This is a genomic window from Pseudorhodoferax sp. Leaf267 (genome assembly GCF_001422405.1).
Lineage (GTDB): Bacteria > Pseudomonadota > Gammaproteobacteria > Burkholderiales > Burkholderiaceae_C > Pseudorhodoferax.
In genome coordinates this window covers 94,697-116,770 of record NZ_LMMV01000002.1, presented here as the reverse complement: position 1 = coordinate 116,770, position 22,074 = coordinate 94,697, and the positions used below count along the sequence as shown (strand labels likewise).

Sequence of the window (22,074 nt, the reverse complement as noted above, 5' to 3'; positions counted from 1 at the left end):
GCGGCGCAGAGGGGGTAGGCGGCCTGGGTATTGCGCCACGCAGACCCAGCCTGCGCGCTGCACCGGGGCCACGGGCCGTCATGGCGCCGCGCCGCTGGCCTGCAGCCAGTCGCAAAACGCACGCGCTGAAGCATCGTCTGCCGAGCGCGCAGGGAGCATCCAGTAGAAATCCTTCTCGTGCAGCAGCAGATGGGCGAACGGCGCGACGAGCAGGCCGCCGCGCAAGGCATCGGCCACCAGCGCCGGGCTGCCCAGCGCAATGCCCAGGCCCTGCACGGCGGCCTGCACCGCCAGATGCGCGTGGTCGAACACCAGCTCGCCTGCGGGACGCACGGCCGCCGCACCCGCCGCGCCAAACCACTGGCGCCACAGCCGCGGCGTCGAGCGGCTGTGCAGCAGCGTGTGCCGGCGCAGGTCGGCAGGCTTCTTGAGCGCGTCGGCGCGCGCTAGCCAGGCCGGGCTGCAGACCGGTGTCACGGCGTCCGGCAGGAATCGCCCGAACTGCACGCCCTGCCAGCCGGGCCGGGCCTGCAGCGCTGCCAGTTCGGCCGCCGACAGGCAGCGCACCGACACCTCGTAAGCCGCCGGGTCGAAGTCGAGCACGCCGGCCGTGGTGACGAGCTGCACGTCCACATCGGGCACCTGCTCGCAGAACCGCGACAGCTGCGGGATCAACCACTGTGCCGCCAGCGTGGGCAGCGCGTTGACCGTGAGACGCGCGCGGTGCGTCTGGCGTTCGACGCGGGCCGTGGCCTGCGCCATCAGGTCCAGCGCGCTGCTCAGGCTGGGCAGGTAGGCCGTGCCCTGGGCCGTCAGCGCCAGGCGGCGGCCTTCGCGCGTGACCAGCGCCACGCCGAGCCAGGCTTCGAGTTCCTTGATCTGGTGGCTGACCGCGCTTTGCGTGACGTTCAGCTCCTGCGCCGCACGCGTCACGCTGCCCAGGCGGCCGGCGGCCTCGAACGCGCGCAGCATGTTCAGCGATGGCAGTCGCCGCGCGGACGTGGCCATCGGCACGGCCGGGTTCACATGAGCTGGATTCATGGTTGCGCGCAAAGATGTCGATAGTCGCCCGAGCGAAGGCTGCCTAGCATTCCACGATGCTTGAACGTGGAATTGTAGAAAACCTCATCGAATGCCGCGCCCTCGCGAGCCAGCATGGCACCCCCTTGCGCGCGCGTCCACCGCGGCGCGACGCGCGGGCGCCCGCGGCCATGGCCGAGGCCGTTGATGCTCAGGGCGTCGTCTTCGCGCCAGCCTGGAACCAGCGGCCGACCAGGGCGCGCTCTTCGTCCGTCATGCCCGTGGCGTTGGTCATCGGCATGATCTTGGTGACCACAACCTGCTGGTAAATCGCCTGCGCATGCAGGGCCACCTGATCGGGCGCGTCGAGCCGCACGTTCTTCATCTGCACTTGCGCGCCGTGGCACATGAAGCAGCGCTGCTCCAGCACCTTCTGCACGTCCTGGAACGCCACCGGCGGTGCGGCAGCAGCGGCCGGCATGGGCGCGACCGGCGCGGGCTTGAGCCAGACGATCACGCCGACCAGGATCGCGATGCCGACGAGCGCATAAGGCAGCGGATGCGAGGCCCGGCCCAGCTTCCAGTGGTGCCGCACCACGAAGAACTGGCGGATCAGCGCACCGCCCAGCATGATGGCCACCAGCACCAGCCAGTTGTACTGGTGCGTGTAGGTGAAGCTGTAGTGGTTGCTCAGCATCGCGAACAGCACCGGCAGCGTGAAGTAGGTGTTGTGCACGCTGCGCTGCTTGCCGCGCGCGCCATGCGCCGGATCGATCGGCAGGCCCGCACGCAGCGCCGCCACGTTCTTGCGCTGGCCGGGGATGATCCAGAAGAATACGTTGGCGCTCATCGAGGTCGCCAGCATGGCACCCACCAGCAGGAAGGCCGCGCGGCCTGCGAACCAATGGCAGGCCAGCCAGGACGCGAAGCAGATGAAGATGAAGATCAGCAGGCCGACGATGGCGTCGCCGTTCTTGCGCTTGCCGAACAACTGGCAGATACCGTCGTAGACCATCCAGAATACGACGAAGAAGGCCAGCGCCACGCCAATGGCGGCACCGGGCGACCAGTCCATCTTGGACTTGTCGATCAAGTAGGTGCTGGCGTTCCACAGGTAGGACACCGTGAACAGCGCGAAGCCCGTGATCCAGGTGGTGTAGCTCTCCCAGTACGACCAGTGCAGGTGTTCGGGCAGCTTCTTGGGGGACAGCAGGTACTTCTGCGAGTTGTAGAAACCCCCACCGTGCACGGCCCACAACTCGCCGCCCACGCCCTTGTCCAGGGATTCCTGGTCCTGGGGCTTTTCCAGGCTGCTGTCTAGCATGACGAAGTAGAACGATGCACCGACCCAGGCGATCGCGGTGATGACGTGGACCCAACGCAACAGCAGGTTGGCCCAGTCGAGGTAGTAGCTATCCATCTATCAGCCCTCCAAGGTGCCATGGGGGACACCCTGCAATGTGCTGCTCACCACTGCGGGCGCTCTGAGCAGACGGAGGGCCGCGCACAGGTACCGGGGGGAGCACCGCGCCGCTGCGACCGGGGGCGATTCTAGACAAAGTAGGCGGTGCATGGCGTTGTTTTTTGCGGCATGTCGGTCAGGCCTCGCGCGGGGCTGGGCGGCACTGCTTTTGCAATAACCATGCCGCCGCGATCGTCTGTGCGCAGGGCGGCGCGGGGCTTGGGTAGACTCCGCGCCACCAGGCCCCTCCCCATCCCACGAGCCGCCGTCAAGGCCTGGGGCCATCTGCACCGGCGACCCACTGAAAAGATCGACATGTCCAGCACCCCTCGCCGTCTGTGGTCGCTTGCGTTGGCCGGCGGCACGGCTGCCGTGCTGATCGGCTGCGCGCCGATCCCGTCGGACGCACCTGCGCCCACCACTTCGACGACAAACCCCGCCGCGCCGGACACCTCCGGTCGCCCTTCCACCAGTGCCGCCCCTGGCCCGGCCGCGCGCCCGGACGCGCCTCGCGTCTCGGCCGCCGGCACGCCGCGCGACTACCGCAAGGACGCGGCGACCCATCTGTACGCGCGCAACGCCGAGCGCATCTACGCCGGCATGCTCCCGCCCAACCTCTACGCCATCGGCGTGCTGCAGGTGGATGTGGACCGCAACGGCGATGTCACGCGCCTGCACTGGATGCGTGCGCCCAGCCACGCACCCGAGGTCATCAAGGAAATCGAGCGCACCGTGCGCGAGGCTGCGCCCTACCCGCGCCCGGCACGCCTGGGCCGGGTGACCTATACCGACACCTGGCTTTGGCATCGCAGTGGCAAATTCCAGCTCGACACCCTGACCGAGGGGCAGATGTAAACATCTTGCGCGGATCGTGGCTTCGTGGCCCGATGTCGTCGTGCCAGGCGGTGCATGCACCATCCGCGGAACATGTGCGGTTGGCCGGGTTCGGACATTTTTGCTTACTGGTTGAAACAAGTGTGTATACGAAGTCGAATGCAGCTATGATTGCTGCATGGACAACACCGGAACCAACACCACGACCATTGTTGAAGCGCTGACCAAGGCCATCGTGGAGCACCGGCTCCACCCTGGCACCAAGCTCGCCGAACAGAAATTGGCCGACCACTTCGGGGTTTCGCGCACGCTCGTGCGCCAGGCCTTGTTTCAACTCTCACAGAACCGGCTCATCCGGCTCGAACCCGCGCGGGGCGCCTTCGTCGCCGCTCCTTCGGTCAACGAGGCGCGCCAGGTATTCGCCGTGCGCCGCATGCTGGAGGCCGAGATGACACGCGCCTTCGTGCGTGAGGCCACTCCGTCTCGCATCAAGTCACTGCGCGAGCAACTCGCACGCCAGCAAGCCGTGCTCGCCGAGAGCAAAGACCCGGCGCAGCGCATCGAACTGCGCGGCGACTTCCATCTGCAGATGGCGCGCCTGCTCGACAACGATGTGCTCGTGCAGATGATGGTCGAGCTGCTGTCGCGCTGCTCGCTGATCACGCTCATGTACCAGAAGGACAACGCGCCCGACCACGCCGATGACGGCCACGAGGCCTTGTTGGACGCCGTCTCCGCACGTGACGAAGCCCTGGCCGTGCAACTCATGGACGAGCACCTGCAGCGCCTTGAAAACGCGCTCACGTTCGACCGCAAGATTCCGAGCAACGACATCTCCATGGCCCTGGCCTGAGGCGCCGCCCGCAGGCGATGCACACGCATCGCCTGCATGGATTGCAGACATTTATGCATCGGCATTTGGCCGTATGCACGCATGGTGCTCTTCTACACTCGTGAAGCCGTCGGGACCGCACCCGTTCGCGCAACCGTTCACAACGAGGAGAAGCCTTCCATGCACATTCGCCACACCCTCCTGGCCAGCAGCCTTGCGCTCGCACTGGCCGGCCTGACAGCCTGCCAGACCGCGCCGAGCGCGCCGGCCCAGCCCGCGCCGGTCGCTGCTCCCGCCCCTGCGCCGGTCGTGGCCCCCGTATCCGCGCCCCCCACGACCACGGCATCGGCACAGGCAGCCAGCGCGGCCTACGACTTCGACATGGATGTGTTCCATCCGGTCGTGGCCAAGAACGGCATGGTCGCGACGGAACAGGAACTGGCCACGCAGATCGGCCTGAACATCCTGAAGGCCGGCGGCAACGCGGTGGACGCGGCGGTGGCCGTGGGCTTCGCACTGGCCGTGGCCCTGCCGAATGCCGGCAACCTGGGCGGCGGCGGCTTCATGGTCGTGCACGACGCCAAGAGCGGCAAGAGCGTGGCGCTGGACTTCCGCGAAACCGCACCGAGCAAGGCCACGCGCGACATGTACCTGGACGTCCAAGGCAACGTGGTCGACGGCAAGTCGCTCTACACGCACTACGCGGTCGGGGTGCCCGGCACGGTGGCCGGCATGGAATATGCGCTCAAGAGCTGGGGCACGATGCCGCTGGCGCGCGTGATCGCCCCGGCCGCTGCACTGGCCGAGCGTGGCTTCCCGGTCAGCGAGACGCTGGCCAAGATCCTGGAGCAGGAACAGAAGAACATGGGCAAGTGGCCTGCCACGCAAGCCATCTTCTGGAAGGGCGGCGCGCCGCTGAAGGTCGGCGACCGGCTCGTGCAGCGCGACTTGGCCCAGTCCCTGCGCCTGATCGGCCAACAGGGCGCCAAGGCCTTCTACCAGGGCGACATCGCGCGCAAGATCGCGGCCGAGACGGCGCCTCACGCCGGCGCCGTGACACTGCAGGACCTGCGCGATTACAAGGTCGTGGAACGTGCGCCCACGCGCGGTACCTATCGCGGTTACGAGATCGTGACCATGCCGCCCCCCTCCTCCGGCGGCCCGCACTTGGTCCAGATCCTGAACATGCTGGAGCCGCTGCCGATCGCGCAATGGGGCTCCAACAGCGCGCAGTACCTGCATTACCTGGCCGAGAGCAGCAAGCTCGCCTACGCCGACCGCTCCGAATACCTGGGCGACCCGACTTCGTGAAGGTCCCGCTCAAGGGCCTGACGTCGAAGAAGTACGCCGCGCAACTCGCGCAGACCATCGACCCGGCCAAGGCCCGCAGCGGTGCCAGCATCAAGCCCGGCCAGCCGCAGCCCTATGAGAGCGACCAGACCACGCACTACTCGGTGGTCGACAAGGCCGGCAACGCCGTCGCCGTGACCTACACGCTGAACACCAACTTCGGCAGCGGCATCGTCGCCAAGGGCACGGGCATCCTGCTCAACAACGAAATGGACGACTTCTCGGCCAAGCCCGGCGTGGCAAACGCCTACGGCCTGGTCGGCGGTGACGCCAACGCCGTGGCCGCCAAGAAGCGCCCGCTGTCGTCGATGACACCCACCATGGTGCTCAAGGACGGCAAGCCCGTGCTCGTGACCGGCAGCCCCGGCGGCGCGCGCATCATCACGACCGTGCTGCAGACCGTCGTCAACACCATCGACTTCGGCATGAACCCGGCCGAGGCCGCGTCCGTGCCACGGGTGCACCACCAGTGGACGCCGGACGAGCTGCGCGTGGAAAAGGGCTTGTCGCCCGACACCGTCGCGCTGCTCAAGCAACGCGGCCACAACGTCGCCGTCAAGGCGTCGATGGGCCGCACGCAGACCATCCAGGTGCGCGACGGCAGCCTGTACGGCTACTCGGACCCGCGCAATCCGGACGGCAAGACGCTCGGCTACTGATCGGCCTGCGAATCCTTTGAAGAGCCGCCCGACCGGGCGGCTTTTTTATGCCTGCGGCTGCGCGACGACGGTGCGCTCGATGAGCCGGTCGTCGCCCAGCACGATCAGCGCGAACAGCAACTCTTCGAGCCCGTCCGCAAGCGCCGTCTTGCGCGCCAGCAGCGGCGTGGCGCCGGGGTTCAGCACCACGAAATCGGCCTCTGTGCCCGCCTGCAGCGTGCCGATCACGCCCTGCAGCCCCAGAGCCTGCGCAGCCCCGCCCGTGTGTCGCCACCACAGTTGCGAGGGCGCCAGGCTCAGCCCCGGCTTGGTCTGTCCCTCGCGGCCCACGTAATAGGCCGCCAGCATGGTGTGGAAGGGGCTGAAGCTGGTGCCGCCGCCCACGTCGCTCGCGAAGCCGTGGCGCATGTCGAGCCGCCGCGCGCCTTCGAAGTCGAAGAAGCCGCTGCCCAGGAACAGGTTGCTGGTCGGGCTCACGGCCGCGGCCGTCTTCGTGTCGTGCATGAGCTGCCGGTCGGCATCGTCGAAATGGATGCAGTGCGCGTAGACCGCGCGCTCGCGCATCAGGCCGAAGCCCGTGTAGACCTCCAGGTACGAGCGCGCATGCGGGAACAGTTCGCGCGCCCAGCGCACCTCGTCCTTGTTCTCGGCCACATGCGAGTGGATCCAGGTGTCCGGGTATTTGGCGGCCAGCTCGCCGGCGCCGCGCAACTGCGCGTCGGTGCTCGTCGGCGCGAAGCGCGGCGTGATCGCATAGCCCAGGCGGCCCTGGTTGTGCCACTTGCGGATGAGCGCCTCGGTGTCGATGAGGCTCTGCTCGGTCTCGTCGCGCACGCCGTCCGGCGAATGCCGGTCCTGCAGCACCTTGCCGCCCATCATGCGCAGGCCGCGGCGCTGCGCTTCGGTGAAGAAGGCCTCGACCGAGCCCGGGTGCGAGGTGCAGAACGTCAGCGCGGTCGTGACGCCGTTGCGCTGCAGCTCGTCGAAGAAAAAGGTCGCGACCTCGGCCGCGTGGGCCGCCTCGGAGAAGCGCGTCTCGGCCGGGAAGGTGTAGTTCTCCAGCCAGGGCAGCAGGCCTTCCGCTGGCGCGCCGATGATGTCGGTCTGCGGAAAATGGATGTGCATGTCGATGAAGCCCGGCGCGATGATGCGGCCCGGGAAGTCGCGGACGGGCACCTGCGCATGGCGCGGCGCCACCTCACGGTACGGGCCCGCGTCGACCACCTTGTGCACACCCGCGGCGTCGGGGGCGACGACCAGCAGGCCGTCTTCGTCGAACAGGGGCTGGCCGTCTGGAGAGAAACGCAACAGGCGCGCGCGGTAGGCTTGCATGGGCTCAATGGCCTCCGATGTAGATGAACTTGAACAGAAACACGGCGCCGATCACCCAGACCATCCAGTGCACTTCCTTGGCCTTGCCCGTGAACAGCTTGAGCACGGCGTAGGTGATGAAGCCGAAGGCCAGGCCGTTGGCGATCGAGTAGGTGAACGGCATGGTCAGCGCGGTGACGGCGGCGGGAATGACTTCGGTCGTGTCGTCCCAGTCAAGTTCCGTCAGCTCGCGCAGCATCAGGCAGGCGACGAAGAACAGCGCAGGCGCCGTGGCATAGGCCGGCACCACGCCGGCCAGCGGCGCGATGAAGAGGCAGGCCAGGAACAGCACGGCCACGGTGACGGCCGTGAGGCCCGTGCGGCCGCCGGCCTGCACGCCCGCCGCGCTCTCCACGTAGGCCGTGGTACTGGACGTGCCCAGCAGCGCACCGGCGAAGATGGCGCCGCTGTCGGCCAGCAGCGATTTGTTGAGCCGGTCCATCTTGCCCGGCACCAGGAGCCCCGCGCGCTTTGCCACGCCCATCAGCGTGCCAGTGGCATCGAACAGCTCGACCAGGAAGAACACCAGCACCACGTTCAGGATGCCGCCCGTGAGCGCCGCCTTGATGTCCAGCTGCAGGAAGGTGGGCGCGATCGAGGGCGGCGCCGAGAAGATGCCGCGGAACTCGTTGCCTGCAAAGAAGAACGAGCCGATGGTCACGCTCACGATGCCGATCAGGATCGCACCCGGGACCTTGAGCTTGTCCAGCACCGCGATCAGCACGAAGCCGAGCACGGCCAATACCACGGGCGGCTGGTGCAGGTCGCCCAGCGTCACGAAGGTAGCCTTGGAGCCCGCCACGATGCCGGCGCTCTTGAGCGCGATCAGTGCCAGGAACAGCCCGATCCCGACCGTGATCGCGTAGCGCAGCGACAGCGGGATCCCGCGGATGATGAGCCCGCGCAGGCCGAACAGCGTGACCAGCAGGAACAGGCAGCCCGACACGAACACGGCGCCGAGCGCGGCCTGCCAGGTGAAGCCCATCTGCAGCACGACCACGTACGAGAAATACGCATTGAGCCCCATGCCGGGCGCCAGCGCGATCGGGTAGTTGGCGTACAGGCCCATGATGGTCGTGCCCAGCGCCGCGATCAGGCAGGTGGCGACGAACACGGCGTCCTTGGGCATGCCCGCATCGCCCAGGATCGAGGGGTTCACGAAGATGATGTAGGCCATCGTGAGGAAGGTGGTGAGCCCGGCCACCAGCTCGGTGCGCACCGTGGTTTCGTGTTCCTGCAGCTTGAACACGCGTTCTGTCCAGTTCATGGGTCTGTCTCCATCGTTGACGTTGTGTTGTTCTGTGGTGTGCGCAGCGAGGCCGCGACGTCTTTGGTGAGCGCGCGCAGCCAGCGCGCGGCGCTGGAGGCATGCGTGCGCTCGTGCCAGAGCTGGTAGTACATGAGCCGCGGCAGATCGGCCGGGCACGGCAGGATGGCCAGGGGCAGGCGCTGGGCCACGCGTTTGCAGTACTGGCGGCCGGTGGTCAGCACGAGCAGGCTGGCGGCCACGATGTCGGGGATCTGGCCGAAGTGCGCACAGCGCGCCGTGATGTTGCGCTGCTGGCCCATGCCGTCCAGCAGCTGGTCGATGATGCCGCGCGCGCCCGGGTGCGTGGGCGTGGGGGCGATGTGCTCGGCGGCCAGCCAGCCGTCCAGGTCCCAGCCGCGTCGCACGGCCGGGTGGTCGCGGTTCACCAGCGAGACCACCTCGTCGTCGAACAGCCGCGCCATGTGCAGCTCGCCGGGCGGCTGCAGCCAGTTGCCCACCACCAGGTCGACCTGGCCCTGCGCCAGGTGCGCGTGGTAGTCGGCATCCGACGACAGTGCATGGATCTCGATGTGCGTGAGCGGCGCCTGGCTCTTCACCTGGGCCACCAGGCGCGGCAGGAACACCGGGTCCAGGTAGTCGCTGGCCGCGATGCGGAAGGTGTGGACGGCCGTCTGCGGCTCGAAGCTGCGCGCGTCGCTGAACAGCATCTCGGCCGCGCGCAGGATGCTGGCCGCCGGCTCCACCATGCGCAGGCCGGCCTCCGTCGGCACCATCTGCCCGCCGGAGCGCACCAGCAATGGGTCGCCCGCCAGCTCGCGCAAGCGCTTGAGCGCGCTGGAAACCGCAGGCTGGTACATGCCCAGGCGGATGGCGGCGCGTGAGACGCTGCGGTCGGTCAGCACGGTGTGCAGCACGCGGATGAGGTGGAGATCGATCTTGTCGAACAGCGCCTGGTCTCTCATGGTCGGGGCCCTCTGCTGGCTTTCGCGGCGCGACAGCGCCGGCGCGGCCAGTGATACCACGGAAGACATGGGCGCAGGCATCAGGCCTGCACGGCCGTGATCGCGCGCAGGATGGACTCGCAGGTCGCCGGCGCCTGCAGCGGCGGGTCGACGCGGTGCCCGCCAGCGGCCGACACGGCGTCGCGGATCGCGAAGAACACGGAGAACGGCAGCAGCAGTGGCGGCTCGCCCACGGCCTTGCTGCGGTGGATCGAGTCCTCGAAGTTCGGGCCCTCGAACAGCCGCACGTTCAGCACCGGGGGGCAGTCGTTGGCCGTCGGGATCTTGTAGGTGCTGGGCGCGTGCGTGGTCAGCTTGCCGCTCTGCGGGTGCCACACCAGTTCCTCGGTCGTGAGCCAGCCCATGCCCTGGATGAACGCGCCCTCCACTTGGCCGATGTCCACGGCCGGATTCAGCGACTTGCCCGCATCATGCAGGATGTCGGCGCGCAGCAGCTTGAACTCGCCGGTCAGCGTGTCGACCACCACCTCGCTCACCGCCGCGCCATAGGCGTAGTAGAAAAACGGCCGGCCCTGCAGCGTGTCCTTGTCCCAGCTCAGGCCCGGGGTGGCGTAGAAGCCGTCGGACCACAGCTGCACGCGGTCCAGGTACGCCTCGCCGACGAGGGTGTCGAAGCCCAGCTCACGGCCGTTCACGAACACCTTGCCGTTGGCGAAGCGCACGTCTTCGGGCTTGCCGCCATGGCGCGCGGCGGCGCATGCGGCCAGCCGCTCGCGGATCTGGCGCGCGGCATCCTGTGCGGCCTTGCCGTTCAGGTCGGCGCCGGTGGACGCGGCCGTGGCCGAGGTGTTGGCCACCTTGGTCGTGTCCGTCGCCGTCACGCGCACGCTGTCGAAATGCACGCCCAGCTCGTGCGCGACAACCTGCGCCACCTTGGTGTTCAGGCCCTGCCCCATCTCGGTGCCGCCGTGGTTCACGAGGATGGAGCCATCGTTGTAGACATGCACCAACGCGCCGGCCTGGTTGAAGTGCTTGACGTTGAAGCTGATGCCGAACTTGAGCGGCGCCAGCGCGATTCCGCGTTTGAGCACGGGGCTCGTGGCGTTGAACGCGGCCACGGCCTCGCGCCGCGCGCGGTAGTCGCTGCTGGCCTCCAGCTGCGCGACGAGCTCGTGCACGATGTTGTCGCTGACCGTCTGGCCGTAGGGCGTGATGTTGCGCTCGCCCTGGCCGTAGAAGTTGTTGCGCCGCACGTCCAGCGGGTCGCGGCCCAGCTGGCGCGCCACGCTGTCCATGATGTTCTCGATCGCGATCGCGCCCTGCGGGCCGCCGAAGCCGCGAAAGGCCGTGTTGCTCTGCGTGTTGGTCTTGCCCGAGTAGCCGTGCATGGCGACCTCGGGCAGCCAGTAGGCATTGTCGAAGTGGCACAGCGCGCGCGTCATGACCGGGCCCGACAGGTCGGCCGAGTGGCCGGCGCGCGAGACCATGGTGATCTCGGCGCCGAGCACGCGGCCCTCGTCGTCGAAGCCGACCTCGTACTCGTACCAGAAGCAATGGCGCCGGCCCGTGACCATGAAGTCGTCGTCGCGGTCCAGCCGCAGCTTGACCGGGCGGCGCAGCTTGCGCGCGGCCACTGCGGCCACGCAGGCGAACAGGCCGGACTGCGATTCCTTGCCGCCGAATCCGCCGCCCATGCGCCGGCACTCCACGTGCACCTCGTTCGCATGCAGGTGCAGCGCGTGGGCCACCAGGTGCTGCATCTCGCTCGGGTGCTGGGTGGAGCAGTAGACGTGCATGGCGCCGCCCTCTTTGGGGATGGCGTAGCTGATCTGGCCTTCCAGGTAGAACTGCTCCTGCCCGCCGACGTCGAAGCTGCTCTTGAGCTTGTACGGCGCGGCAGCGATGGCGGCGCGCACGGCGGCATTGGCCGGCGCGCCGTGCACGCCGGCGCTGGCGCTGCGCGACAGGTGCGAGGGCGGCAGCACGTACTGGCCGCACGCATGGGCGTCGCGCGGCGTCAGCACGGGCGGCGCTTCCTCGATGGTCACGGCCTGCTTGGCGCGCGCGGCGGCGCGGCGCGCTTCGTCGCGTGTGCGGGCGACCACGGCGAAGATCGGCTGGCCCAGGTAGCGCACTTCGCCGTCGCACAGGATGGGGTCGTCATGGATGATGGAGCCGCAGTCGTTCGTGCCCGGGATGTCGGCCGCGCTCAGCACGTCCACCACGCCGGGCATGGCGCGGATCGCCTCCAGCGACAGCGCCGTGAGCCGGCCATGCGCGACGGGCGACAGGCCCAGCGCGCAGTGCAGCGTGCCGGCCAGCTCGGGCAGGTCGTCGATGTAGGGCGCCTCGCCGGCCACGTGCAGGTGGGCAGACTCGTGCGGGCGGCTGATGCCCACGCGTGCACCGTCCTCGTGCGCACGCGCCTCGGCCTGCGCGTCGATGCGCGCGGCCACGTTGTGCTGGTAGTCGGCGAAGGATTGCGCGGCCTGCAGCAGCGCGGGGTCCAGGGACTTGTTCATGGCGTGGCTCCGGCGGGTTGCTGGGCGATGGCGTGGGGCATCACGCTCCACACGCTGGTGGCCTCGGGGGCCAGGGCGTCCTGGCTGCGCGTCTCCAGCCAGAAGCGCTGCAGCAGGTTCTGCGCGACCTGCAGGCGGTAGTCGGCGCTGGCGCGCATGTCCGACAGCGGCTTGAAATCCTGCGCCAGCGCGGCCTGGGCAGCGCGCACGCTGGCCTGGTTCCAGGGCTGGCCCATCAGCGCGGCCTCGGCCTGCTGCGCACGGCGCACCGTGGCGGCCATGCCGCCATAGGCCAGGCGCACGGCCTGCACGGTGTCGCCGTCCAGCGTGATCGCCAGACCCGCACACAGGGCCGAGATATCGCAGTCGAAGCGCTTGCTGATCTTGTAGGCCCGCACCTGGCGCTGCATCGCGGCCAGCGGCACAGCCAGCCCCTGCACGAACTCGCCGCTCTGCAGCGCGTTCTTCATGTAATCGAGGTAGAAATCCTGCAGTGGCATGCGGCGCACCTGGTCGCCGCGGCGCAGCTCGATGACCGCGTCCAGCGCCATCAGCACGGGCGGCGCGTCGCCGATCGGCGAGCCGTTGGCCACGTTGCCTCCCATGGTGCCGGCGTGGCGGATCGGCGGCGAGGCGAAGCGCAGCCACACGTCGGTGAGCTGCGGCACGCGCTGCACCAGCGCGCGCCAGGCGTCTTCGAGCGAGGCACCGGCGCCGATGTACAGCTCGCCCGGCCGCTCCTCGATGCGCTTGAGCTCGGCCACGTCGCCGATGTACAGGATGTCGCCCAGGTCGCGGAACTGCTTGTTGACCCACAGGCCGATGTCGGTGGAGCCAGCCAGCAGCCGCGCCTGCGGATGGGCTTGGCGCAGCGCGGCGAATTCGGCCAGGCCGGTCGGCGCCAGGAAGCGGTCCACGCGCTGGCCCAGCGGCGCCGCGTAATCCAGCGTGCCGCTGCGCTGCAGGCCTTGCAGCGCCTGCACCACGGGGGCCGTGTCCAGCCGCACGGCGGGCAGGTCGAACATGCGCTGGCCCGCGTCCAGGATGGGGCGGTAGCCCGTGCAGCGGCACAGGTTGCCCGACAGGTCGTCGGCCAGCTGCTGGCGCGTGGGCCGCGTGCCCTGGCCCTGGTGCTGCTCGTAGGTGGACCACAGCGACATCACGAAGCCCGGCGTGCAGAAGCCGCACTGCGAGCCGTGACAGTCCACCATGGCCTGCTGCACGGGGTGCAGCGGGTCAGGCGCGCCGGCGGCCGGGGGCTGGCAGGTCCTGGCGCACTGCGGTTTCAGGTCTTCCACCGTGAACAGCGCCTTGCCGTGCAGCGTGGGCACGAACTGGATGCAGGCGTTCACGGTGGAGAGCTTGAGGCCGCCCTCGGCGGATGCGTCCAACTCGCCGAGCACGACGGTGCAGGCGCCGCAGTCGCCTTCGTTGCAGCCCTCCTTGGTGCCGGTGCAGTGCGCGTCCTCGCGCAGCCAGTCCAGCACGGAACGCGTGGGGTGCACGTCGCTGACGTCGACCACCTGGCCCTGGTGGTAGAAGCGGATCGGTTGCGTGGTGGTCGGATGGTTCATGTGCATGCTCGTGGGGAAGATTTCGGTGCCATCGTTGCCCGGTGTCGGATGGTCCCGGTTTGAGCGCATCGCGCCATACCAGGACCACCATAGTGCCTATGCGTGCTGCGTTATGCATGCCCCGGGTTAACCCTGGGGCCAGCGATGCAATGCCTGTGCCAAGCCAGCGGCCACAATCGGCGCCCCGCGCCACACCCATGCCCATGCAAGCCCTGCTCGACGCCATCGCCCGGATGGACCCGCCCACCGATGCCCAGCGCATCTTCCACGGCCGTGGCGGCCTGCACCCGGGCTGCGAACATCTGGTGCTGGACGCGTTCCCCCCCGTGCTGCTGCTGACCAGCTTCGCCCCGCTGGACGGCGACCGCGAGGCCGCCATCGGCGACGCCCTGCACCAGCGCTGGCAGCAGGTCGCGCCCGGCCAGCCCTTGAACTGGGTGCTGCAGACCCGCCAGCCCGGCGGCCAGGCCGACACGCGGCTCATGGCCGGCGCCGTGCCGCAGCCCCATGTCGTGACCGAACACGGCGCGCGCTACCTGGTGCATGTGCTGCGTGGGCAGAACCACGGCCTGTTCCCCGACATGGCGGCCGGCCGCGACTGGGTGCGCCGCACCGTCGCCGCCCACCCTGAGCCCGCGCGCATGCGCGTGCTGAACCTGTTCGCCTACACCTGCGCGTTCTCGGTCGTGGCGCGGCTGGCCGGCGCCGGCCAGGTGCTCAACATGGACATGAGCCGCGGCGCCATCGCCATCGGCCAGCAGAACCACCAGCTCAACGGCGTGGCGGCCGGCGCCAGCTTCGCAGCGCACGACGTGTTCAGCAGCTGGGGCAAGATCGCGCGCGGCGGCGCCTACGACCTGATCGTGGTGGACCCGCCCAGCTACCAGAAGGGCAGCTTCGTCGCCACCAAGGACTACGCGCGCGTGGTGCGCCGCCTGCCCGAGCTGCTGATGCACGGCGGCCATGCGTTGCTGTGCCTGAACGCGCCCGAGCTGGGCCTGAACTTCCTGACAGCGCTGGTGGCTGAGCACGCGCCCGCATTGGAGTTCGTCGAACGCGTGGCCAACCCGCCCGTGTTCGCCGATGCCGACGAACAGCGCAGCCTCAAGGTGCTGGCGTACCGGCTGCCGTGAAGGCCGCGTTCGGCGGCGCCACCTGCAGCAGCTGCGCCGCCACGGCCACGGCGATCACCTCGGGCTCCTTGCCCGTGATGCCGGGCACGCCGATCGGGCACGTGATGCGCGCGAGCTCCACCTCGGTGAAGCCGCGCGCCTGCAGCCGGTGGCGGAAGGTCGCCCACTTCGTCTGGCTGCCGATCAGGCCCACGTAGGGCAGGTCGCCGCGGGTGCGCAGGCGCTGCAGGCAGGCGATCACGATGTCCAGGTCCTCGGCGTGGCTGAAGCTCATGATGAGCACGCGTGCATGCGCCGGCAGCGCGGCCACGGCCGCCTGCACCGGCTCGCTGGACTCGGTCTCGACCTGGGCCGGCACGGCGTCGGGGAACACACCGTCGCGGCTGTCGATCCAGCGCACGGCATAGGGCAGCCCGGCCAGCAGCCGCACGATGGCCGCGCCCACATGGCCGCCGCCGAACAGCGCGACCGGTGCCAGGGACGCCGTCAGCTCGCGCCGCAGCGACGGCGCGTCGGCCGCCGTGATGCGCCGGTAGCGCAGGAAGACCACGCCGCCGCAGCACTGGCCCAGGCTCGGCCCCAGGGGGTAGCGCAGCGCGGCGTCTTGTGTCGGCGCATCGCCCGCACCGTCGAGCAGCGCGCGCGCCGCGGCGATGGCCTGGTATTCGAGCTGGCCGCCGCCGATGGTGCCGGTCAGCGCCGCGCGCCACACCGCCATCCAGGTGCCGGCCTCGCGCGGCGCCGAGCCCTGGGTCGCCGCAACGCTGACCAGCACACCCTCTTCGCGTGCAAGGCGGGCCAGGCAATCGTCGAGCGCGGGGGGCGGCAGCATGGCCGGCATTCTGCATGCCGTGATGCCGCGCGGTATGTGACCGCACGTATACGAACAACTGGTAATTCCCTATGAACACGGGCCGGAATGCGGCCATGCATGGAGTAGGCTAGCCCCCGCGTTTTCTTACGAGGAGTCCAATGTGAGCAAAGAGTTGTCACCCGCCGAGCAGGCCCTGCGCGACGCCGCGCGCGAGTACCACCGCGCCCCCAGCAAGGGCAAGATTTCGGTCACGCCCACCAAGCCGTTGCTGAACCAGCGCGACCTGTCGCTGGCCTATTCCCCTGGCGTGGCGTACCCCTGCCTGGACATCGAGGCCGACCCCAGCCTGGCGGCCGAATACACCTCGCGCGGCAACCTCGTCGGCGTGATCACGAACGGCACGGCCGTGCTCGGCCTGGGCAACATCGGGCCTCTGGCCTCCAAGCCGGTGATGGAAGGCAAGGGCTGCTTGTTCAAGAAGTTCGCCGGCATCGACGTGTTCGACATCGAACTGGCCGAGAACGACCCCGACAAGCTGGTCGAGATCATCGCCGCCATGGAGCCCACGCTGGGCGGCGTGAACCTGGAAGACATCAAGGCGCCCGAGTGCTTCTACATCGAGCAGAAGCTGCGCGAGCGCATGAACATCCCGGTGTTCCATGACGACCAGCACGGCACGGCCATCATCTCCTCGGCCGCCCTGCTCAACGGGCTGGAACTGGTGAGCAAGAAGATCGAGGACGTGAAGGTCGCCGTCTCCGGCGCCGGCGCCGCCGCCATCGCCTGCCTGGACGTGATGGTCGGCCTGGGCGTGCAGCGCAAGAACATCTACGCGGTGGACTCCAAGGGCGTGATCTACCAGGGCCGCCCCGGTGGCTTCGACGTGTCCAAGGAGAAGTACGCGCAGGACACCTCGGCCCGCACGCTGGCCGACGCGGTCAACGGCGCCGACGTGTTCCTGGGCTGCTCCGCCGCCGGCGTGCTGACCGCCGACATGGTCAAGACCATGGCCGACAAGCCCATCATCCTGGCCCTGGCCAACCCCGAACCCGAGATCCGCCCCGAGCTGGCCAAGGCGGTGCGGCCGGACTGCATCATCGCCACCGGCCGGTCCGACTACCCCAACCAGGTCAACAACGTCCTGTGCTTCCCGTACATCTTCCGCGGCGCCCTGGATTGCGGCGCCACCAAGATCACCGAAGAAATGAAGCTGGCCTGCGTGCGCCAGATCGCCGAGCTGGCCAAGGCCGACATTAGCGAGGAAGTGGCCACCGCCTATGCTGGCAAGGAGCTCTCGTTCGGCCCCGACTACCTGATCCCCACGCCCTTCGACTCGCGGCTGATCCTGCGCATCGCCCCCGCCGTGGCCAAGGCCGCCGCGGCATCCGGCGTGGCCACGCGCCCCATCGAGGACCTGGAGGCGTACGCCCAGCACCTGCAGCGCTTCGTCTACCACACCGGCATGTTCATGCGCCCGGTGTTCACGGCCGCCAAGCTGGCCGCCCACAAGCGCGTGGCCTATGCCGAGGGCGAGGACGACCGCGTGCTGCGCGCCGCCCAGCTGGCGGTGGACGAAGGCCTGGCCAAGCCCATCCTGATCGGCCGGCCGGACATCATCGCCGCGCGCATCAAGAAGGCCGGCCTGCACCTGAACCTGGAGCGCGACGCCGAGGTCGTGGACCCCGAGAACGACCCACGCTTCCGCCAGTACTGGGAGGCCTACCACGCGCTGATGGGCCGGCGCGGCATCACGCCCGAGGCCGCCAAGGCCATGGTGCGCCGCTCCAACACCACCATCGCCGCGCTCATGGTGCACCTGGGCGATGCCGACGCCATGCTGTGCGGCCTGGTCGGCCGCTTCGACAGCCACCTGAAGATCCTGGACCAGCTGCTGGGCACGCAGAAGGACGGCCCCGGCTTCGCCACGCTGAACGCACTGACGCTGGACAAGTACACGCTGTTCGTGGCCGACACCAACGTGCACGACGACCCCACAGCCGAAGAGCTGGCCCAGATTGCCGTGATGGCCGCCGAAGAGGTGCGCCGCTTCGGCCTGCCGCCCAAGGTGGCGTTCCTGTCGCATTCCAACTTCGGCACGTCCGAGCGCGCCTCGGCGCGCAAGATGCGCAAGGCGCGCGAGCTGTTCGCCGAGCTGGCGCCCGATGTCGAATGCGAAGGCGAGATGCATGGTGACTCGGCGCTGTCCGAAGAGGTGCGCCGCAGCGTGCTGCCCGACAGCAAGCTCACGGGCGAGGCCAACCTGCTGATCTGCCCCAACCTGGACGCCGCGAACATCCTGTTCAACGTGCTCAAGATGACGGGCGCCAACGGGGTCACGGTCGGCCCCATCCTGCTGGGCGCCGCCAAGCCCGCCCATGTGCTCACGCCATCGGCCACCGTGCGCCGCGTGGTCAACATGACGGCCCTGGCCGTAGCAGACGCCAACATCACCAAGTAAGGGCAAGCCCCTGCCGAAACGCCCTGCCGCGGTGCACCGCGGCGGGGCGTTTTGCTTCCAATTGTTGGTAAAGGCACCAATAGCGTGCCGGCATCGATATTGCTTGAATCCCCGGTCCACTCACCGCACCACACCGATGAACAAGCGCCAACTCCTCCAGTCCCTTTTCGCCGCGTCCGCACTCAGCATGGGCCTGTCCGCGCACGCCCAGAACACGCCGATCAAGTTCCAGCTCGACTGGCGCTTCGAAGGCCCGGCTGCGCTCTTCCTGACGCCGGCTGCCAAGGGCTACTTCAAGGACGCGAAGCTGGACGTGACGATCGACGCCGGCAACGGCTCGGGCGGCACCGTGACGCGCGTGGCCTCGGGCGCCTACGACATGGGCTTCGCCGACCTGGCCGCGCTCATGGAGTTCCACGCCAACAACCCCGACGCACCGAACAAGCCGGTGGCCGTGATGATGGTCTACAACGACACGCCGGCCTCGGTCATGGCGCTCAAGAAGAGCGGGATCAAGACCCCGGCCGACCTGTCGGGCAAGAAGCTGGGCGCGCCCGTGTTCGACGCCGGCCGCCGCGCCTTCCCCATCTTCGCCAAGGCCAACAACGTCGCCAACGTGCAGTGGACGGCCATGGACCCGCCGCTGCGCGAGACCATGCTGGTGCGCGGCGACATCGACGCCATCACCGGCTTTACCTTCACCTCACTGTTGAACCTGGAAGCCCGCGGCGTGAAGGCCGAGGACGTGGTCGTGCTGCCCTACCCCCAGTACGGCGTGAAGCTGTACGGCAACGTGGTCATCGCCTCGCCCAAGATGGTCAAGGAGAACCCGGCCGCCGTGAAGGCTTTCCTCTCCGCGTTTGCCAAGGGCGCCAAGGACGTGATCGCCAACCCCGCCGCCGCCATTGCCGACGTGAAGGCACGCGACGGCATCATCAACGTGCCGATGGAAACGCGCCGTTTGCAGCTGGCCATCGACACCGTGGTCAACAGCCCCAATGCCCGCGCCGAGGGCTTCGGCCAGGTCAACGGCCCGCGCCTCACGCTGATGGCCTCGCAGGTGTCCGACGCCTTCGGCACCAAGACGCGCGTGAACCCGGAAGCCATCTGGAACGCCTCGTTCCTGCCCAGCGCGGCGGAACTCAACGTGCTGCCCAAGAAGTAAGGGCCGCACCCCGATGCCGCCTACCCAAGCCCCTTACTTCGTCGACTTCCGTGATGTCTGGCTCGCCTACAACGAGCAGCTGCTGCGCGAGAACCACTTTGCCGTCGAGGCCATCGACCTGAAGGTCAGGCGTGGCGAGTTCATCGCCATCGTCGGGCCTTCGGGCTGCGGCAAGTCGACCTTCATGAAGCTGACCACGGGCCTGAAGATGCCGTCGATGGGCAAGATCCTGATCGACGGCGCGCCGGTCACCGGCCCGCTGAAGATCTCGGGCATGGCCTTCCAGGCGCCCTCGCTGCTGCCCTGGCGTACCACGGTCGACAACGTGCTGCTGCCGCTGGAGATCGTGGAGCCCTACCGCTCCAGCTTCAAGAAGAACCGCAAGCAGTACGAGGAGCGCGCCCGCCAGCTGCTGCAGAAGGTGGGCCTGGCGGGCTACGAAGACAAGTTCCCCTGGCAGCTGTCGGGCGGCATGCAGCAGCGCGCCAGTATCTGCCGCGCCCTGATCCACGAGCCCAAGATGCTGCTGCTGGACGAGCCCTTCGGCGCGCTGGACGCCTTCACGCGCGAGGAGCTGTGGTGCATCCTGCGCGACCTGTGGACCGAGCAGCAGTTCAACGTGATCCTGGTCACGCACGACCTGCGCGAGTCGGTGTTCCTGGCCGACACGGTCTACGTGATGAGCAAGAGCCCGGGCCGCTTCGTCGTCAAGCGCGAGATCGAGCTGGCGCGCCCGCGCGAGCTGGAAGTGACCTACACCAAGGAGTTCACCGACATCGTGCTGGAGCTGCGCAGCCACATCGGTGCCATTCGCAGCGGTGCTGCCAAGCCCTCGGAAAACGCATTGCCCGTATGAACAAGAAGTACGTCGAAGCCTGGTCGCCCTGGCTGCTGCTGGTGGTGGTCATCATGCTGTGGCAGTTCATCTGCTCGGCCTTCAATGTCTCCGAATTCATCTTCCCGAGCCCGATGCGCATCTGGGAGCAGTTCTGGGAGTTCAAGACCATCATCGCCGGCCATGCCTGGCGCACCTTCTGGGTGACGATGGCGGGCTTTGGCCTGGCCATCGTGGTCGGCGTGCTGCTGGGCTTCGTGATCGGCAGCTCGCGCCTGGCGTATGCGGCGGTGTACCCGCTCATGACGGCCTTCAACGCGCTGCCCAAGGCCGCCTTCGTACCCATCCTCGTGGTGTGGTTCGGCATCGGCGTGGGTCCGGCGATCCTCACGGCCTTCCTGATCTCGTTCTTCCCCATCATGGTGAACATCGCGACCGGCCTGGCCACGCTGGAGCCGGAATTGGAAGACGTGCTGCGCGTGCTGGGCGCCAAGCGCTGGGACGTGCTCATGAAGGTCGGCCTGCCGCGCTCCATGCCCTACTTCTACGGCTCGCTCAAGGTTGCGATCACGCTGGCCTTCGTGGGCACCACGGTGTCGGAGATGACGGCCGCCAACGAGGGCATCGGCTACCTGCTGATCTCGGCCGGCTCGGCCATGCAGATGGGCCTGGCCTTTGCCGGCCTGCTGGTGGTGGGCGCCATGGCGATGGTGATGTACGAGCTCTTCAGCTTCATCGAGAAGCACACCACGGGCTGGGCGCACCGCGGTTCGCAGAACGCCTGATCGCCTCATCGCTCCCGGGCCATGCGCGGCGCGGCTATGCTCGCGCGCCATGGCCCGCCCCCTCCTGCTCTGCGCCTTGATGCTGTGCGGCGCGGCCGGCGCCCAGGCCGCCGGCCTGTGCCAGGCCACGGCTGACGTGCCGCCGCCACCGCGCGCGCTGGCCATGGCCCAGGCCGCCGAGCGCGAACACCTGGCCTGGGGGCAGCAGACGCTGGACGCCCACGGCCGGCTGACCCAGGCCGGTGCCTACGAGGCCGAGGACAGCCCACGCGGGCTGTTCACGCCGCCGCCGTGGCAGCGCGTGATGGGCTACTGGCAGGCGGTGGACCCTGCGCAACGCCTGCCCTCGCTGGTGCGCTTCGGCGCGCTATGGCCCGCCGACCGGGGGCTGCTGCTGCAGGCCGTGGAACTGGCCTCGGCCGCGCGCCTGCACGGCTTGGGCGCGGGCCACGACCAGGGCCTCACATCCGCCGAACAGAGCGCCATCGCCGCGGCACTGGACCGGGTTGCCGTGGTGGACACGCCGTGGTCCGCGGCCTTCGTGAGCTGGCTGGCACGCGAGGCCGGGCTCGCCACGCACGAGTTCACGTTTTCGGAGGCCCATGCCGACTACGCTGCTGCGGCCTGGACAGCCGGCCAGCAAGAGGCTGCTGGCACCGCCACGCCCTACGCGCTGCGTGCCTGCGACCTGCTGCGCACGCCGCCACGCGTGGGCGACCTGGTTTGCCAGGCGCGCGGCCGCGCCGCGGGGCTGGACAGCTTCGAAGCCCTGGGCGCCCAGCTGGCCGAGCGCAACGTCGGCATCGGCGAAAGCCTGCCCATGCACTGCGACGTCGTCGTGCAGGTCGACGCGGGCGGATTCGAGGCCGTGGGCGGCAACGTGCTGCAGTCGGTCACGCGCCGGCGGCTGGACTTCGCACCCGGCACGCGGCTGCTGGACCCGAGCTACCTGCCCAGCGCGCCGGCCGGCATCGAGCGCCACATGAGCCGCCAGCCCTGGTCGCTGCTGCTGCAGTGGCGCTAAGCTC

Annotated in this window: 16 protein-coding genes and 1 pseudogene; 9 read left to right on the top strand and 8 right to left on the bottom strand. The window is 68.8% G+C overall.

What is annotated here, in order from left to right; genetic code table 11:
- Positions 1 to 78: 78 nt before the first annotated feature.
- Both gcvA and ASF43_RS07285 read right to left on the bottom strand, forming a co-directional pair.
- A complete protein-coding gene (gene gcvA / locus ASF43_RS07290; protein WP_235578172.1) occupies positions 79 to 1,041 on the bottom strand; it encodes a transcriptional regulator GcvA in 963 nt (320 codons plus the stop codon).
- Positions 1,042 to 1,231: 190 nt separating this feature from the next.
- Positions 1,232 to 2,440 (bottom strand): urate hydroxylase PuuD, encoded by a 1,209-nt coding sequence (locus ASF43_RS07285; protein WP_056178363.1) that lies wholly within the window; start codon positions 2,438 to 2,440, stop codon positions 1,232 to 1,234.
- A gap of 357 nt (positions 2,441 to 2,797) precedes the next feature.
- Here ASF43_RS07285 and ASF43_RS07280 point away from each other — a divergent pair, with 357 nt between their 5' ends.
- The 3 genes and pseudogenes from ASF43_RS07280 (at position 2,798) to ggt (ending at position 6,157) form a co-directional block, all read left to right on the top strand.
- On the top strand, positions 2,798 to 3,337 hold the full coding sequence (locus ASF43_RS07280) for a hypothetical protein (RefSeq protein WP_056178361.1): 540 nt from the start codon (positions 2,798 to 2,800) through the stop codon (positions 3,335 to 3,337).
- 157 nt (positions 3,338 to 3,494) lie between these two features.
- The gene (locus ASF43_RS07275) at positions 3,495 to 4,169 is read left to right on the top strand and encodes a GntR family transcriptional regulator (RefSeq protein ID WP_056178358.1); all 675 of its coding nucleotides are present in this window, start codon (positions 3,495 to 3,497) and stop codon (positions 4,167 to 4,169) included.
- 159 nt (positions 4,170 to 4,328) lie between these two features.
- Positions 4,329 to 6,157 (top strand): annotated as a pseudogene (ggt, locus tag ASF43_RS07270) (gamma-glutamyltransferase).
- Between the two features lie 45 nt (positions 6,158 to 6,202).
- On the opposite strand, the gene guaD reads toward ggt, so the two are convergent.
- The 5 genes from guaD to xdhA form a co-directional block, all read right to left on the bottom strand.
- Entirely contained in the window at positions 6,203 to 7,489 is a 1,287-nt protein-coding gene (guaD, locus tag ASF43_RS07265; RefSeq protein WP_056178356.1) for a guanine deaminase, read from the bottom strand.
- A 4-nt stretch (positions 7,490 to 7,493) separates the two neighbouring features.
- The gene (locus tag ASF43_RS07260) at positions 7,494 to 8,795 is read right to left on the bottom strand and encodes an NCS2 family permease (RefSeq protein WP_056178354.1); all 1,302 of its coding nucleotides are present in this window, start codon (positions 8,793 to 8,795) and stop codon (positions 7,494 to 7,496) included.
- Positions 8,792 to 9,760, bottom strand: a complete 969-nt coding sequence (locus tag ASF43_RS07255; RefSeq protein ID WP_056178770.1) for a LysR family transcriptional regulator — start codon at positions 9,758 to 9,760, stop codon at positions 8,792 to 8,794. The genes ASF43_RS07260 and ASF43_RS07255 overlap by 4 nt, the downstream gene beginning before the upstream one ends.
- 80 nt (positions 9,761 to 9,840) lie before the next feature.
- Positions 9,841 to 12,282 carry a xanthine dehydrogenase molybdopterin binding subunit gene (gene xdhB / locus ASF43_RS07250; RefSeq protein WP_056178352.1) on the bottom strand — a complete coding sequence of 814 codons (2,442 nt, stop codon included), beginning with the start codon at positions 12,280 to 12,282 and terminating at the stop codon, positions 9,841 to 9,843.
- Positions 12,279 to 13,856 carry a xanthine dehydrogenase small subunit gene (xdhA, locus tag ASF43_RS07245; protein ID WP_056178350.1) on the bottom strand — a complete coding sequence of 526 codons (1,578 nt, stop codon included), beginning with the start codon at positions 13,854 to 13,856 and terminating at the stop codon, positions 12,279 to 12,281. The genes xdhB and xdhA overlap by 4 nt, the downstream gene beginning before the upstream one ends.
- A 203-nt stretch (positions 13,857 to 14,059) precedes the next feature.
- On the opposite strand from xdhA, the gene ASF43_RS07240 reads away from it, so the two are divergent.
- Positions 14,060 to 14,989, top strand: coding sequence for a class I SAM-dependent methyltransferase (locus ASF43_RS07240; RefSeq protein WP_056178769.1), 930 nt, complete (start codon positions 14,060 to 14,062; stop codon positions 14,987 to 14,989).
- On the opposite strand, the gene xdhC is transcribed toward ASF43_RS07240, so the two are convergent.
- Positions 14,961 to 15,830 (bottom strand): xanthine dehydrogenase accessory protein XdhC, encoded by an 870-nt coding sequence (gene xdhC, locus ASF43_RS07235; protein ID WP_369803246.1) that lies wholly within the window; start codon positions 15,828 to 15,830, stop codon positions 14,961 to 14,963. The genes ASF43_RS07240 and xdhC overlap by 29 nt on opposite strands.
- A gap of 133 nt (positions 15,831 to 15,963) precedes the next feature.
- Here xdhC and ASF43_RS07230 point away from each other — a divergent pair, with 133 nt between their 5' ends.
- From ASF43_RS07230 to ASF43_RS07210, 5 genes are all read left to right on the top strand, one after another.
- On the top strand, positions 15,964 to 18,261 hold the full coding sequence (locus ASF43_RS07230; protein WP_056178348.1) for an NADP-dependent malic enzyme: 2,298 nt from the start codon (positions 15,964 to 15,966) through the stop codon (positions 18,259 to 18,261).
- 136 nt (positions 18,262 to 18,397) lie between these two features.
- The gene (locus ASF43_RS07225) at positions 18,398 to 19,426 is read left to right on the top strand and encodes an ABC transporter substrate-binding protein (RefSeq protein WP_056178346.1); all 1,029 of its coding nucleotides are present in this window, start codon (positions 18,398 to 18,400) and stop codon (positions 19,424 to 19,426) included.
- 13 nt (positions 19,427 to 19,439) lie between these two features.
- A complete protein-coding gene (locus ASF43_RS07220; protein WP_056178344.1) occupies positions 19,440 to 20,282 on the top strand; it encodes an ABC transporter ATP-binding protein in 843 nt (280 codons plus the stop codon).
- On the top strand, positions 20,279 to 21,046 hold the full coding sequence (locus ASF43_RS07215) for an ABC transporter permease (protein WP_056178342.1): 768 nt from the start codon (positions 20,279 to 20,281) through the stop codon (positions 21,044 to 21,046). The genes ASF43_RS07220 and ASF43_RS07215 overlap by 4 nt, the downstream gene beginning before the upstream one ends.
- A gap of 49 nt (positions 21,047 to 21,095) precedes the next feature.
- On the top strand, positions 21,096 to 22,070 hold the full coding sequence (locus ASF43_RS07210; protein WP_056178340.1) for a DUF2272 domain-containing protein: 975 nt from the start codon (positions 21,096 to 21,098) through the stop codon (positions 22,068 to 22,070).
- The last annotated feature ends 4 nt before the right edge of the window (positions 22,071 to 22,074 follow it).

Coding starts and splice junctions, on each gene's coding strand:
- gcvA (WP_235578172.1), bottom strand. CDS start 1,041: ATGAATCCAGCTCATGTGAACCCGGCCGTGCCGATGGCCACGTCCGCG.
- ASF43_RS07285 (WP_056178363.1), bottom strand. CDS start 2,440: ATGGATAGCTACTACCTCGACTGGGCCAACCTGCTGTTGCGTTGGGTC.
- ASF43_RS07280 (WP_056178361.1), top strand. CDS start 2,798: ATGTCCAGCACCCCTCGCCGTCTGTGGTCGCTTGCGTTGGCCGGCGGC.
- ASF43_RS07275 (WP_056178358.1), top strand. CDS start 3,495: ATGGACAACACCGGAACCAACACCACGACCATTGTTGAAGCGCTGACC.
- guaD (WP_056178356.1), bottom strand. CDS start 7,489: ATGCAAGCCTACCGCGCGCGCCTGTTGCGTTTCTCTCCAGACGGCCAG.
- ASF43_RS07260 (WP_056178354.1), bottom strand. CDS start 8,795: ATGAACTGGACAGAACGCGTGTTCAAGCTGCAGGAACACGAAACCACG.
- ASF43_RS07255 (WP_056178770.1), bottom strand. CDS start 9,760: ATGAGAGACCAGGCGCTGTTCGACAAGATCGATCTCCACCTCATCCGC.
- xdhB (WP_056178352.1), bottom strand. CDS start 12,282: ATGAACAAGTCCCTGGACCCCGCGCTGCTGCAGGCCGCGCAATCCTTC.
- xdhA (WP_056178350.1), bottom strand. CDS start 13,856: ATGAACCATCCGACCACCACGCAACCGATCCGCTTCTACCACCAGGGC.
- ASF43_RS07240 (WP_056178769.1), top strand. CDS start 14,060: ATGCAAGCCCTGCTCGACGCCATCGCCCGGATGGACCCGCCCACCGAT.
- xdhC (WP_369803246.1), bottom strand. CDS start 15,830: ATGCCGGCCATGCTGCCGCCCCCCGCGCTCGACGATTGCCTGGCCCGC.
- ASF43_RS07225 (WP_056178346.1), top strand. CDS start 18,398: ATGAACAAGCGCCAACTCCTCCAGTCCCTTTTCGCCGCGTCCGCACTC.
- ASF43_RS07220 (WP_056178344.1), top strand. CDS start 19,440: ATGCCGCCTACCCAAGCCCCTTACTTCGTCGACTTCCGTGATGTCTGG.
- ASF43_RS07215 (WP_056178342.1), top strand. CDS start 20,279: ATGAACAAGAAGTACGTCGAAGCCTGGTCGCCCTGGCTGCTGCTGGTG.
- ASF43_RS07210 (WP_056178340.1), top strand. CDS start 21,096: ATGGCCCGCCCCCTCCTGCTCTGCGCCTTGATGCTGTGCGGCGCGGCC.